The sequence below is a fragment of the Brevibacterium renqingii genome (assembly GCF_017808095.1).
Taxonomy (GTDB): Bacteria; Actinomycetota; Actinomycetes; order Actinomycetales; family Brevibacteriaceae; genus Brevibacterium; species Brevibacterium renqingii.
The window spans coordinates 218,206-231,996 of sequence record NZ_JADBHG010000005.1 but is presented as its reverse complement, the minus strand read 5'-3'; the positions used below and the strand labels follow the sequence as shown (position 1 = coordinate 231,996).

Sequence of the window (13,791 nt, the reverse complement as noted above, 5' to 3'; positions counted from 1 at the left end):
CCTCCTCGGGTTCACACCCGCCTCGGCGGGCTCGAGCTCCGGCATTGCCGCTAAGCTGGGAGGCGCAATGGCAGAAGAGAATCCGACCCCGTCACCTGAGCCTTCGGACACGACTCCTCAACGGGCGCCTCGGCGGCGCAGCAAGGGACGTCGGCAGTCCGGACGCTCGCAGCAGCGACGGAAGACCACCGCCGCCCACCACCAGGAACGTCGCGCCCGGCTCAAAGCCGCACGCGCCGCCCACCCGGTCACCGTCACCTACCCCGAAGACCTGCCCGTCACCGGGGCGAAGGACGAGATCGCCGAGGCGATCAGAGACAACCAGGTCGTCATCATCGCCGGCGAGACGGGCTCGGGCAAGACCACGCAGCTGCCGAAGATCTGCCTCGAGCTCGGCCTCGGCGTCGACGGACTCATCGGCCACACCCAGCCACGGCGGATCGCGGCGCGGACGGTTGCCGAGCGCATCGCCGAGGAGCTCGGCGAGGACCTCGGCAACACCATCGGCTACCAGGTGCGCTTCACCGCGCAGGTCGCCGACCCCACCCGGGTGAAGGTGATGACCGACGGCATCCTCCTGTCCGAACTCTCCCGCGACAGACTGCTGCGCGACTACGAAGTCATCATCATCGACGAGGCGCACGAGCGCAGCCTCAACATCGATTTCCTCCTCGGCTATCTCAAGGAGGTGCTCGTTCGCCGTCCGGACCTCAAGGTCATCATCACCTCGGCGACGATCGACCCCGAGTCGTTCTCTGCGCACTTCGGCGACGCTCCGATCATCTCGGTCGAAGGGCGGACCTTCCCGGTCGAGGTCCGCTACCGGCCGCTCGGTGACGAGCCCGATGACGACGACGTCGACGGACCGGGAGACTCCGGGAACTACGAGACCGGGGTGGAGGAGCAGACCGACGGGATCATCGCGGCTGTCGACGAACTGGCCGCAGAGGAGCCCGGCGACATCCTCGTCTTCCTCTCCGGCGAGCGCGAGATCCGCGATACCGCCGATGCACTCTCAGACCACCTGCGCCGGCGTCCGCGGATGGGCAATTGGGAGGTCGTGCCGCTGTTCGCCAGGCTTTCGGCAGGTGAACAGCAGAAGGTCTTCCAGCCGCACACCCGGCCGCGCATCGTGCTGGCCACGAACGTGGCTGAGACCTCGCTGACGGTGCCCGGGATCAAATACGTCATCGACGTCGGCACTGCTCGGATCTCCCGCTATTCCAACCGCACCCGGGTGCAGCGGCTGCCGATCGAACGGATCTCCCAGGCGAGTGCGAACCAGCGCAAGGGGCGGTCGGGGCGTACCAGCGAAGGCATCTGCATCCGGCTGTACTCGCAAGAAGACTTCGAGACCCGACCCGAATTCACCGATCCGGAGATCCTCCGCACGAACCTCGCCAGCGTCATCCTGCAGATGGCCGATCTCGGATTCGCCTCCAGCGACCAGGAGATCCTCGACTTCCCGTTCCTCACCCCGCCGGATCCCAGAGCCGTACGGGACGGTCGGACGATGCTCACCGAACTCGGGGCTCTGGTCAGTGATGGAGCAGGGAAGATCCGCGTCACCGAGATCGGACGGAAGCTCACGGTCCTTCCGATCGATCCGCGCCTGGCCAGGATGGTCATCGCCGGCGCCGAGGCAGGGTGCGGGGGAGAGATCACGGTCATCGTCGCGGCACTGTCGATCCAAGACCCCAGGGAGCGCCCGGCAGAGGTCCGTGCCGCAGCCGACGAGAAACATGCCCGCTTCACCCACCGCGGAAGCGACTTCCTGTCCTACCTCAACCTATGGAACTACCTGCAGAGTCTGCAGGCCGAGATGGGCTCCTCGAAGTTCCGGCGCCGGTGCAAGGCCGAATTCCTCAATTTCGTGCGCATCCGCGAATGGCAGGACCTCGTCGGTCAGCTGCGGTCCCTGCTCGGCTCCGCCGGCATCCGGATCGACAAGGCCGTCTGGCAGCCGGCAGCTGATGCGGACCAGGACCCCGCCTCGGGCGACACTGTCGGCACGAGTGGCACGGGCGAACGAAGGCACCCAGGCGGTGGCAAGCCGCCGGTCGACAGCGCACCGGGCAAGGGAAAGATCGGCTTCGCCGAACTCAGCGCGGCCAACCGCAGGGCGAAGAGGCAGGGAGGCTCGGGTGCAGCCGCGGACGCCGGCAAGCAGGTGGCGGCAGTGAAGCTCGACCCCCACGCCGCCGCCATCCACCGTGCTCTGCTCACCGGGCTGCTGACGATGATCGGCTCACGGTCCGAACGCCATAAGGACTACCAGGGAGCGCGCGGCACGCGCTTCGCCATCTTCCCCGGCTCCGGGCTGTTCAAGACCAACCCGGACTTCGTCATGGCCGCAGAACTCGTCGAGACCTCCCGTCTGTGGGCCCGAACGGTCGCCGCCATCGACCCCGATTGGGTCGTCGAGGCCGCCGGCGATCTCGTCACCCGCCAGCATTCGGACCCGCACTGGTCGACGAAGGCCGGGGCTTCGATGGTCTACGAGAAGATCTCGCTCTACGGAGTCACACTCGTGAGCGACCGACGGGTCGGATACGGCACCTTCGACCGTGAGGCCGCGCGGGACATGTTCATCCGCAAGGGGCTCATCGAAGGCGACTGGCACGAGCGCTTCGGGTTCCTCACGCACAATCTCGAAGTCGTCGAGGAGGCCGAGGAATTGGCCTCGCGCACCCGGAACCGACGTGTGCTCGATCAGGACGACGCCCTGTTCGACTTCTTCGACGAACGCATCCCTGCAGGCATCACCTCGGCGGCGGATTTCCGCTCCTGGTGGAAGAAGCAGAAGCGCCGGGACGCACATCTGCTCGATCTCACGACATCGGTGCTGCTGAGCGACGACAGCGAGGAGCTGACCGCCTCGGTGGCGGCGGATTTCCCGATGGAATGGGAACTGGCCGATGGCACACAGGCGAAGCTGCGCTACTCCTTCGACCCCGGAAGCACCGACGACGGGGTGACCGTGGAGATCCCCGCCGAGGCGGTGCCCGCCGTCGACGCCGAGGAATTCAGCTGGCAGGTGCCCGGCCTGCGCGAGGAGCTCGTGGCCGCCTATATCCGTTCGCTGCCGAAGAGCAAGCGACGCTATTTCGTGCCTGCCCCCGATGTCGCCCGCGACATCCTTCCCTCGCTCACCCCGTATCAGGGCAGCCTGCCGGAGGTGCTGGCGGCACATCTGAGCGAACGTGCCGGTGGGGGAGGGCTGAACGACCTGGTCCCCATCACGGTCACCGCCGCCGATTTCGACCGGACGCGGATCCCCTCGCATCTGCGTCTGACCTTCCGCGTCGTCGACGGAAAGAAGACCGTCGGCCTCGGTGAGGACCTCGCCGCTCTCACCACTCGCGCCAAGCCCCAGGTGCGCAAGGCACGGCAGAAGCAGACCTCGTTCGCCCCGACGACGGGTCTGACCGGCTGGACGTTCGGGCAGCTCGCCGAACCGGAGCAGGCCGCTGCAGGCGTCGTACCGGGGCTGGCCGACCGGTCGCGATCGGTCGACCTCGTGGCCTTCGACACTGCTCTCGAGGCCAGACTGGCGACGCGGGAGGCGCTCATCACCCTTCTGGCCCGCGATGCGAATGAGGCCCTGAAATACCTGCAGGACGGGCTCACGACCGAGGAGAAACTCGTCCTCGCCGGTCATCAGAGATCCGCCGACGCCCTGCTCACGGGCCTCATCCGGGTCGGAATCCGCGGACTCGTCGCAGACCGACTGGGCCCCGCCGAATCCGGATGGGTGGCCACAGCGGAGGAGTTCGAACGGCTGCGCACGCACGTGCACGCCCAACTGCCGCTGAGCTGTTCCTCGCTGCTGCCGCACCTGATGAAGGCACTGAAGACAGCGACCGAACTCGACAAGTCGGTCTCGAAGGCCTCGTCGCTGGCCATCCTGTCGAACCTCGCCGACGTGCAGGCCTGGCGCAGCTCTCGTACGAGCGAGACTGCGGTGGCTGCGATGACACCGCAGATGCTGCGCGAGCTGCCCCGCTGGGTGCAGGCCGAAGTGGTGCGCATCGCAGGGATGCAGGAGTCGCCGATCCGCGACAAGCAGCTCATGGACCGGGTATCCGGCAGCGGCGATGATGTGGCCAAGAAGATCGGCAACCGTTTCCCACCGCTGGCGAAGGCCGAATGGTCGCAGCTGATCGTGTCGCTGCCCGAGGACTGGATCGAGGTCGTGCTCATGCTCGAAGAGCTGCGAGTGTCGCTGTTCGCGAACTCGCTGGGCACCGCGCACCCGGTCTCGGAGAAGAGGATCGCGAAGGCGCTCGCCCAGCTCTGAGGCGGGGCGAGCGCGAGGTGGTCATCGGCAGCGGTGGTGCGTGCAGGGTACCCCTCGTCGAGCTCGCCGCCGGCATCCTTCACCGTTGCTGGTATGACGACCCGTTGCACCAGGGCGTCTCGGCACTGCCGGTGACTGATGCGTTGCGGACTGTAGGAGGTGCGGCGGAGTGTAGGCGATGCTACGAAGTGTAGGAGACGCCGCGACCTGTAGGGGCTGTGTGCAGTGCTGCGTGATGCGTGCTGGAGGCGAGGCAGGAGTCAGGTCCGGAGGCAGGGCGGGAGTCACGCGGAGGCGCCGGAGAAGAAGCCTCCGAACAGCCACCACAGCGGCAGCACTCCGGCCACGAGCACCGTCGCCACAGCCCACTGGATGCGCCACTTCCACGTGCGCCGACGGGTGCCGATGAAGAGGAACGCGAGGTAGAGGATCAGGCAGAAGCCGCCGGAGAGGCTGAGCAGCACCATGACGACGGCGTCCCAGCCCGAGGTGCCGAGATCGAAGAGATATTTCGTCATCTGGGCCATCTGCACGGAGAAGTAGATCGCGGCGGCCAGCAGCGGGAGCCCCAGCACCGCCGCGATGATGAGCGGCAGGGCCTTGAGCCATCGTTCCCTCGGCTCCGAACGGCCGGCATATTCTACGAATTCCTCAGACATCGCCCACCAGCATATGAGGAGAATCCGACAGGACGCTGGATGCGCTGCCCGACGGATCCGGCAAACACTGCCCTGCCTGGCGAACACTGCGCCGCCCGGCGAGCACTGCGCTGCCCGGTGGACCCGGCGAGTGAGGCGAATGCTGCGACGACCGGCGACTGTGACTGAACGGACACGCCGAGGCAGAGAGAAGAACGATAGGATATTGCGGTGACTTCCGGCCAGTATTCCGATAAGGACATCCGACACGAGGCGGCCCGCCGCCGCACGTTCGCTGTCATCTCCCACCCCGACGCGGGCAAGTCGACGACAACCGAGGCGCTCGCCCTGCACGCGCGCGCTATCGGTCAGGCCGGAGCCACCCACGGCAAGGCCGGGCGCCGCGCCACCGTCTCCGACTGGATGCAGATGGAGCAGGACCGCGGCATCTCGATCTCCTCGGCGGCGCTGCAGTTCGAATACCGGGATGCGGTGTTCAACCTCGTCGACACCCCCGGCCACGCGGACTTCTCCGAGGACACCTACCGTGTGCTCTCGGCCGTCGACTGCGCAGTCATGCTCATCGACGCCGCCAAAGGCCTCGAGACCCAGACGATGAAGCTCTTCGAAGTCTGTGCCCACCGCGGCATCCCCATCATCACGGTGGTCAACAAGTGGGACCGGCCCGGTCTCGACGCGCTCGAACTCATGGACGAGGTGCAGCAGCGCACCGGGCTGCTGCCGACCCCGATCACCTGGCCTGTCGGCCAGTCCGGCGACTTCCGCGGTGTCCTCGACCGGGCCACCGGCGAATACACGAAGTACACCCGCACCGACGGCGGCGCGACCATCGCGGGTGAGGAGACCTTCTCCGCCGAGGCGGCCCACGACCTCGAGGGCGAGGCCTGGACGACAGCCGTCGACGAATCGGATCTGCTGGAGATGGAGGACCAGAACCACGATCAGGAGACCTTCCTCGCCGGGAAGACGACCCCGGTGATGTTCGCCTCCGCCGTCCTCAACTTCGGCATCCACAAGCTCCTCGATATGCTCGTCGACTTCGCCCCCGCCGCCGAGGCGCGTGTGGACAAGGACGATCAGCCCCGTCCCGTCGACGACCCTTTCTCGGGATTCGTCTTCAAGGTGCAGGCCGGAATGGACTCGAACCATCGCGACCGGCTCGCCTACATCCGCGTCTGCTCCGGTGTGTTCGAACGCGGCACCGTGCTCACCCATTCGGCCACCGGCAAGCCCTTCGCCACGAAGTACGCGCAGCAGGTCTTCGGCCGCGACCGCGACGTCGTCGACGAGGCCTTCCCCGGTGACGTCGTCGGACTCGTCAACGCCTCCGCCCTGCGGGTGGGCGACTCGCTCTACCTCGACAAGAAGGTCGAGTTCCCGGGCATACCGACGTTCTCCCCGGAACACTTCATGGTCATCCGCGCCAAGGACTCCTCGAAGTACAAGCAGTTCCGCCGCGGCATCGAACAGCTCGACCACGAGGGGGTGATCCAGGTGCTGCGTTCCGATCTGCGCGGCGACCAGGCACCTGTGCTCGGCGCGGTCGGTCCCATGCAGTTCGAGGTCGCGGAGGATCGGATGACGAACGAATTCAACGCCCCCTGCTCCCTCGAGCGCCTCAACTTCTCCTTGGCCCGGCGCACCACCCCCGAGTGCGTGCCGACGCTGGCTCGGGAGCGGTCCGTCGAGGTGCTGCACCGTTCGGACGGCGAGCTGCTTGCGCTGTTCTCCGACCGGTGGCGGCTGCAGGGCGTGCAGAAGAACCACCCCGATCTGGTCCTCGAGCCGCTGGTCGTCAGCTGAGACGAGAACCATCGCCGTCGGAGGCCGGTTCACGGAGTTTTGACGGGGTCATTATTATGGATAGGCGGGGCCGAGAACATGAGGTCCTGCTTGGGGAGACCGCCTGCAGGGTCAATCCTGCCGCACGGTGAGACCCGAAACGACAAAGGAGAACTGTGGCAACGAAATCGATTCGAGTCGCGATTGCCGGCCTGGGCAACTGCGCCTCGTCCCTGATCCAAGGTGTTGAGTACTATCGGAACGCGTCCCCCGGGACGAAGGTTCCCGGTCTCATGCACGTGGAGTTCGGGGACTATCATGTCGGTGACATCGATTTCGTTGCCGCCTTCGATGTCGACGGCAAGAAGGTCGGCGTCGACCTCGCCGAGGCGATCACGGCCAGTGAGAACAACACCATCAAACTCAGCGATGTGGAGCCGACCGGCATCGAGGTCCTGCGCGGACCCACCCTCGACGGTCTCGGACAGTACTATCGCGACACGATCGTCGAATCCGATCGTGACCCCGTCGACGTCGCCAAAGCACTCAAGGACGCCGAGGCGGACGTCCTTGTGTGCTACCTGCCCGTCGGTTCGCAGGAAGCCGTGGAGTTCTACGCTCAGGCGGCCATCGACGCGAAGGTCGCCTTCGTCAACGCCCTGCCCGTCTTCATCGCCGGCACCAAGGAATGGGACGAGAAGTTCCGCGCCGCCGGTGTCCCGATCGTCGGCGACGACATCAAGAGCCAGATCGGTGCGACCATCACCCATCGCGTCATGGCGAAGCTGTTCGAGGACCGCGGAGTCGTCCTCGACCGCACCTACCAGCTCAATGTCGGCGGAAACATGGACTTCAAGAACATGCTCGAGCGCCAGCGCCTCGAGTCGAAGAAGATCTCGAAGACCCAGGCGGTGACCTCGAACACGAGTGCACAGCTGTCCGATCGCGACGTCCACATCGGACCCAGCGACTACGTCGAGTGGCTCGACGACCGCAAGTGGGCCTTCGTCCGTCTCGAGGGCCGCAATTTCGGTGACGCTCCCGTGTCCTTGGAATACAAGCTCGAGGTCTGGGACTCACCGAATTCGGCCGGTGTCATCATCGATGCCGTCCGTGCGGCGAAGATCGGCCTCGACCGCGGCATCGGCGGAGCTCTCATCTCCGCCTCCTCCTACTTCATGAAGTCACCGCCGGAGCAGAAGGACGATGACGCCGCCCACGAGGCGGTCGAAGCGTTCATCCGCGGCGACATCGATCGCTGAGCTCAGCGAGTCAGCAGACCCGGCCGAGGCGGCTTCGCCTCCGAGAGGCTGAACGGCGCGTCGATCACACACCATGTGATCGGCGCGCTTTCCGCATTCACCCCCGATTCGGCGGGCTGCCGACGATGTGGGGGACTGCGACAGGATGTCCCGGGATTCGGCACACCGGGACGGCCGGCCGCCTCGGCGCATCCGACATATGAGACCTCCGAGACTCAACCGGAGTTGTCCCTACACTGGTGTCTTCGAAGTGCTTGCGCTCACATACGCATCCCCCGCACCGATCGGTGCCCCCACGACCGAGGAGACCCCATGTCGAGCACCAACACCGTCACCGACGAGAAGCCGCGAGGTTCTGCCGACCTCAGCTGGCTGATGCGGCTTCTGGTCTTCATCGAGAAGGCCGGCAACAAGCTGCCGCATCCGTTCTGGCTGTTCCTCTCATTGGCCGTGATCGTCATGATCCTCTCGGCCGTGTTCTCCGCCGTCGGACTCAGCGCGGTCAACCCGGCCACCGATGAGACGGTGACGGTGACCAACCTCTTCTCCACGGAGTCCCTGCGGGAGATCGTGGCCGGAGCCACGACGAACTTCGTCACCTTCCCGCCCCTGGGGCTCGTCCTCATCGTGCTCATCGGCGTCGCCGTGGCCGAGCAGTCGGGACTCATCCCGGCGATGCTGCGCGGAACCATCGCCGGGGCCTCGCCGAAGAGGATCACCTTCATCGTCGCGCTGGCGGGAACTGCCGCCTCGATCGCCTCCGACGCCTCGTACATGATCATGATCCCCCTCGGCGGACTCGCCTTCAAAGCCGTCGGCCGCAACCCTCTGCTCGGCTGCCTCGTCGCCTATGCGGCCACCTCGGGCGGCTATTCTGCGGCCCCGATGGTCAACTCCTTGGATACGATCCTCGGCGGGCTGTCCACCTCGGCGGCTCAGATCATCGACTCCGAGTACACGGTCAGCCCGGTCGCGAACTTCTACTTCAACTTCGTGTCGATGTTCGTCGTCGCCGTCGCGGTCACCCTCGTCACCGAGCTGGTGCTGTCGAAGCGGGCCGATCAGATCGAACTCGACGAGCCCGATGAGAACGATCCGGACGACTTCGATGTCAAGATGGCACTCGACGCCAACGAGAAGCGCGGCATGGTGTTCGCGATCATCAGCATCGTCGCCTGCGCAGCCATCCTGTTCTTCCTCGCCCTTCCGGCGGATTCGTTCCTCCGCGACGAGGCCGGAGGGTTCGGTCCCGAATCGGGTCTGATGGCGGGGATCGCGGCGATCATCGGATTCGGATTCTTCATCGTCGGCATCGTCTACGGCTATGCCACCGGCACGATCAGGAAGACCGCCGACATCCCCGACATGATGGCCAAGGGCCTGCTGCCCTTCGTCCCGGTCATCGTGCTGTTCTTCGCAGCCAGCCAGTTCCTCGCACTGTTCAAGATGTCCAGCCTCGGCGAGATCCTCGCCATCCGCGGCGCCGAATTCTTCGGTTCGCTCAATACCGGACCGTTCGTCATCCTCCTGGGCGGTTGGCTGCTCGTGGCCCTCGGCGCCCTGTTCCTCACCTCGGGATCGGGACTGTGGACGCTCATGGCTCCGGTGCTCGTGCCGATGTTCATGCTGCTGTCGATCGCACCCGAGACCACCCAGGCGCTGTACCGGATCGGCGATTCGACGACGAATATCATCTCGCCGATGAGCCCGTACTTCGTCGTCGTCCTCGGCTTCGTCCAGAGATACAAGAAGGAGGCGGGGATCGGCACCGTGCTCTCATTCACGATTCCGCTGTCGTTCGCGATGTTCGTCCTCTGGGGACTGCTGTTCTTCATCTGGTGGGCCACCGGCATCCCCTGGGGCCCGGGCGCGGCCACGCACTACCAGATGGGGTGAGTGCGTGCATGAGGGAATTTCCCTTCACACAGGTGCGTTGAGCACAGCAGTGCATCACGATCGCACAACGCTCGTCGGGTCGACGGGCACCCCTCAGTATCCGTCCAGTTCATACGGCTAGACTGACACCGTGAATCAGCACTTGCGCAGCATCCCGTCTGCGTACGCAACCTACTCAGATCGAAAGGATCTCGACCGTGAGTAACCCCATGATGAATCGGGCGATCAACCAGGGCGCCCGGGCCGGCCGCAATGAGCCGGTCATGTCCGACCAGGAGCTCAACGAGCTCTTCAACAAGCCGGCGGCCGAGAACCGCAATGCCGGTCCGCAGGTCGCCGACCGGGCGATGACCTACGACGATGTGATGATGAAGACCGGTGTGCTCTTCGCCATCCTCCTCGGCGGTGCCGTCGTCGGTTGGTTCGTTCCCGTGCTGGCGTTCCCCGCGATGCTCATCGCGCTGGTCCTCGGCCTGGTCAACGCCTTCAAGAGGGAGCCGAACAAGGCTCTGATCATCGGCTACGCCGCGTTCGAGGGAGTCTTCCTCGGCGGCATCTCCTCGCTGTTCGAGGCCATGTACTCCGGCATCGTCGTCCAAGCTGTGCTCGCCACGCTCTGCGTCTTCGGCGTCATGCTCGCCCTGTTCAAGTTCAAGGGTGTGCGCTACGGCTCGAAGATGAAGAAGTTCCTGCTCATCGCCGTCGGCGGTTATGCGATCTTCTCGATCATCAACCTCGGTGTCGCCATGTTCACCGGCTCCGGCGGTGCCCGCAGCGTCGAGGTCAACATCATGGGTATGACGATGCCGCTCGGCGTCATCATCGGCATCGTCGCCACGGTGCTGGCCGCGATGACACTGATCATGGACTTCCAGATGATCGAAGAGGGCGTCAAGCACAGGATCCCGGAGAAGTACTCCTGGATGTGCGCGTTCTCGCTCATGGTCACCCTCGTGTGGCTCTACATCGAGATCCTGCGTCTCATCTCCTACTTCAGGGACTGAACACTCACACCGCTTCCACCGCGTCCTGAGCAGGGCGCCGGTTCGCAGGCGGAGAGTTCCGAAGGGCGGATCCCCGAGCCGGGATCCGCCCTTCGTCGGCTCGGCGGCCCTGGCCGAGGCCGGAGCCCGGGCGAACTCTTCTCTTCGCGAAGCGTTGGGGGTACAGTGAGGGCACCGACAGCGCAGTCGGATGAGTTCCCGGTGACCGGTGCCGTCGGGACGGACCGGGGCCTCGGCACGGTGGTCTTCCTGACGGTTGGGAGGGACATCATGGCCGTGCGCACCGGCGAGTTCTTTGCGAACCGTTTCACCTTCGTCGCCGCCGCGATCGGAATGGCCGTCGGCACAGGCAATCTCTGGCGCTTCCCGCGCGTCATCGGCGAATGGGGAGGCGGCACCTTCCTCATCGCCCTGATCATCGCGAATCTTCTCTGGGCGATCCCCATCCTGATGTCCGAATCGATCCTGGGCACCCATACTCGGCTGGGCACGGTCGGCGCATTCCGCGATTTCATGGGGCACAGATTCACCTGGGTCGGCGGCGTCGTCGGCTTCATCGGCCTCGGCGTCGCCTTCTACTATTCGGTCGTCACCGGCTGGGCCCTGCGCTACTTCGCCTATTCGCTCACCGGAGAATTCTCCACGGGCACGGACACGCAGAAGGTGTGGGAGGACTTCGTCTCGAACCCGTTCCAGACCATCCTGTTCCACGCGATCGCCATCGCGCTCGTCGGCTTCGTCGTCTATCGCGGACTGAAGAACGGCTTCGAGAAGCTGCTCAACATCATCATCCCCGCGCTCTTCGTCATCCTCGTCATCCTCACCATCCGAGCACTCACCCTGCCGGGAGCGATCGACGGGCTCACCTATATGTTCGTCCCCGACTGGAGCCAGTTCGGTGACGGAGAGATGTGGCGAGAGGCTTTCACCCAGATGGCCTTCTCGACCGGAGCCGGGTGGGCCCTGTACCTGACCTATTCGGTCTACGTCGACAAACGCGAGGACAAGTCTCTCAACGCCAGCGTGGTCGTCGCCGGCAACCTCTTCGCCTCGCTGCTGGCCGGCATGGCCGTCATCGGAACCGTCTTCGCCCTGCGCGGCGCCGACTTCGCAACCGAGGCCGTGGCCGCCGGCGACCAGGGGTTCGCATTCGTCTACTTCGCCGAGCTGCTCGGGCAGATGCCGGGCGGAGTCGTCTTCGGGCCCCTGTTCTTCCTCGCGCTCTTCCTCGCCGGGGCGTCGAGCCTCATCGCCATGGTCGAACTCGGCACCCGCAACGTCATGGACATGGGTGTGCGTCGGACCCGAGCGGTGCCGGCCATGATCATCGTCATCTTCATCTGCGGCATCCCCTCGGCGCTGAGCCTGTCGTTCTTCACCAACCAGGACAATGTCTGGGGCATCGGGCTTCTCCTCAGCGGCCTCGGGGTGGCCATGGCGATGTGGAAGTTCGGCGTGCACAGGGTCAGTGCCATGATCGAGGCGGTGGCCGATCTGCATTTCGGTCGAGCCTGGATCTTCTGCATCCGGATCTTCCCGCTGCTGTTCGTCGCCCTGTTCGGTTGGTTCATCGTCGACGCGGTCACGGGTACGGACCAATGGTGGAACCCGTTCCAGGAGTTCAGCCTCGGCACGATGGTCCTGCAATGGGGCGTGCTCATCATCGTCATGCTGCTGCTCAACCGGTTCCTCGCCAGGAAGGTCGTGGCCGGGCCGATGACCGAAGGCGTCGAAGGAGGTGAGAGGTGATGGCAGAGACGGTCATCTGGACCATCGTCTTCGTCGGCGGTGACCTCGCCGTCCTCGTGGCACTGCTGGGCTTCGCCATCCGCAAGGACAAGCAGAAGCTCGCGGCCGAGAGCTGAGCGGAGAGATCGCATCCGCGGGAGCCCGGACCGCTGCGGCGAAGCGGCCATTGCATGTGATCACACTCACCTCTATGGTCTGAGTATCGAGACGATACCGTGGTCGTCCACCGACAGTGAGGGGATCTTTCAATGACGAAACCGATGCGCGGCGTGTTCGCGGTGCCGACGACGCCATTCAACGAGGACGGCACGCAGAACATCGAAGCTCTGACCTCACGGGTCGAGGCCGTACTCGATGCCGGGGTGGAGGGGATCCTCTGTCTCGGGGCGACGGGCGAAGCGCTGGCACTCAGTGACGAGGAGCGCGAAGCTCAGATCCGCGCGATCGTCGACACAGCAGGCGACCGTGCGAACCTCGTGGTCGGATGCATGGCCTACACTCCCGAGCAGATGAGCGCGCACATCGCGAATGCGAAGTCCTGGGGCGCCGATGCCGCCATGATCACTCCGCCCTTCTACGGCGGGCTCGAACCCGAAGCGGCCGCCGCGGCACTGCACGCGGCGATGAAGGACTCCCCGCTGCCCGTGATGGTCTACAACAACCCTCATTCGACCGGCACCGACCTCCTGCCCGAGCACCTTGCCGCCCTTGTCGACACCGGAAGGCTGTGGAGTGTCAAGGAGACTTCCGGGGCCGCCGGCCGCGTACGCGAGCTGCGGGCCGAACTCGGCGACGACGTCGACGTGTTCGTCGGCGCCGACGGAATCGCCCTCGAAGGCTTCGTCCAGGGTGCCAGCGGGTGGGTGGCCGCCTCGGCGTGGCTGCTGCCCCGGCAATGTCAGGCGCTGTGGTCCCACGCACGGGAGGGCGACTGGGCGGCGGCTGTCGAGCTGTGGAACGACTTATCAGGTGCACTCGCCCAGATCGAGGACAACCCGGCGTTCATCTCACTGATCAAACAGGCGCTGAGCCGGCTCAGCATCGACCAGGGGCCGGTGCGCCCACCGCTGCCGACCGCCGACAGTGAGGCGCTGGAATCCCTGCTGTCGACGATCAGCGCACTCGCGAAGGGGAACTGA

At 65.4% G+C, this 13,791-nt stretch carries 8 protein-coding genes and 2 pseudogenes; 8 read left to right on the top strand and 2 right to left on the bottom strand.

Annotation, left to right across the window (positions count from 1 at the left end; genetic code table 11):
- The first annotated feature begins 67 nt into the window (after positions 1 to 67).
- The gene (gene hrpA, locus IIE29_RS11525; RefSeq protein ID WP_209325390.1) at positions 68 to 4,300 is read left to right on the top strand and encodes an ATP-dependent RNA helicase HrpA; all 4,233 of its coding nucleotides are present in this window, start codon (positions 68 to 70) and stop codon (positions 4,298 to 4,300) included.
- A gap of 284 nt (positions 4,301 to 4,584) precedes the next feature.
- On the opposite strand, the gene IIE29_RS11520 is transcribed toward hrpA, so the two are convergent.
- Positions 4,585 to 4,959, bottom strand: a complete 375-nt coding sequence (locus tag IIE29_RS11520) for a hypothetical protein (RefSeq protein WP_209325389.1) — start codon at positions 4,957 to 4,959, stop codon at positions 4,585 to 4,587.
- Between the two features lie 210 nt (positions 4,960 to 5,169).
- Here IIE29_RS11520 and IIE29_RS17235 point away from each other — a divergent pair.
- Positions 5,170 to 5,994: pseudogene (locus IIE29_RS17235) on the top strand (GTP-binding protein); the annotation flags it as partial.
- A gap of 90 nt (positions 5,995 to 6,084) precedes the next feature.
- On the opposite strand, the pseudogene IIE29_RS11510 reads toward IIE29_RS17235, so the two are convergent.
- A pseudogene (locus tag IIE29_RS11510) lies at positions 6,085 to 6,186 on the bottom strand.
- Between the two features lie 111 nt (positions 6,187 to 6,297).
- Here IIE29_RS11510 and IIE29_RS11505 point away from each other — a divergent pair.
- The 6 genes from IIE29_RS11505 (at position 6,298) to IIE29_RS11480 (ending at position 13,791) form a co-directional block, all read left to right on the top strand.
- Positions 6,298 to 6,762 (top strand): hypothetical protein, encoded by a 465-nt coding sequence (locus IIE29_RS11505; protein WP_209325388.1) that lies wholly within the window; start codon positions 6,298 to 6,300, stop codon positions 6,760 to 6,762.
- Between the two features lie 155 nt (positions 6,763 to 6,917).
- Complete coding sequence (locus IIE29_RS11500) at positions 6,918 to 8,003, top strand: inositol-3-phosphate synthase (protein ID WP_209325387.1); 1,086 nt, start codon at positions 6,918 to 6,920, stop codon at positions 8,001 to 8,003.
- A gap of 312 nt (positions 8,004 to 8,315) precedes the next feature.
- Positions 8,316 to 9,899: an AbgT family transporter gene (locus tag IIE29_RS11495; RefSeq protein ID WP_209325386.1), complete on the top strand. Its 1,584-nt coding sequence runs from the start codon at positions 8,316 to 8,318 to the stop codon at positions 9,897 to 9,899.
- 209 nt (positions 9,900 to 10,108) lie between these two features.
- Positions 10,109 to 10,903, top strand: coding sequence for a Bax inhibitor-1/YccA family protein (locus IIE29_RS11490; RefSeq protein WP_209325492.1), 795 nt, complete (start codon positions 10,109 to 10,111; stop codon positions 10,901 to 10,903).
- Between the two features lie 201 nt (positions 10,904 to 11,104).
- Complete coding sequence (locus IIE29_RS11485; protein ID WP_209325385.1) at positions 11,105 to 12,652, top strand: sodium-dependent transporter; 1,548 nt, start codon at positions 11,105 to 11,107, stop codon at positions 12,650 to 12,652.
- A 248-nt stretch (positions 12,653 to 12,900) separates the two neighbouring features.
- Positions 12,901 to 13,791, top strand: a complete 891-nt coding sequence (locus IIE29_RS11480) for a dihydrodipicolinate synthase family protein (RefSeq protein ID WP_209325384.1) — start codon at positions 12,901 to 12,903, stop codon at positions 13,789 to 13,791.

What these genes read in the sequence shown, in the direction of transcription:
- hrpA (WP_209325390.1), top strand. Translation starts at nt 68, where the DNA reads ATGGCAGAAGAGAATCCGACCCCGTCACCTGAGCCTTCGGACACGACT.
- IIE29_RS11520 (WP_209325389.1), bottom strand. Translation starts at nt 4,959, where the DNA reads ATGTCTGAGGAATTCGTAGAATATGCCGGCCGTTCGGAGCCGAGGGAA.
- IIE29_RS11495 (WP_209325386.1), top strand. Translation starts at nt 8,316, where the DNA reads ATGTCGAGCACCAACACCGTCACCGACGAGAAGCCGCGAGGTTCTGCC.
- IIE29_RS11490 (WP_209325492.1), top strand. Translation starts at nt 10,109, where the DNA reads ATGATGAATCGGGCGATCAACCAGGGCGCCCGGGCCGGCCGCAATGAG.
- IIE29_RS11480 (WP_209325384.1), top strand. Translation starts at nt 12,901, where the DNA reads ATGACGAAACCGATGCGCGGCGTGTTCGCGGTGCCGACGACGCCATTC.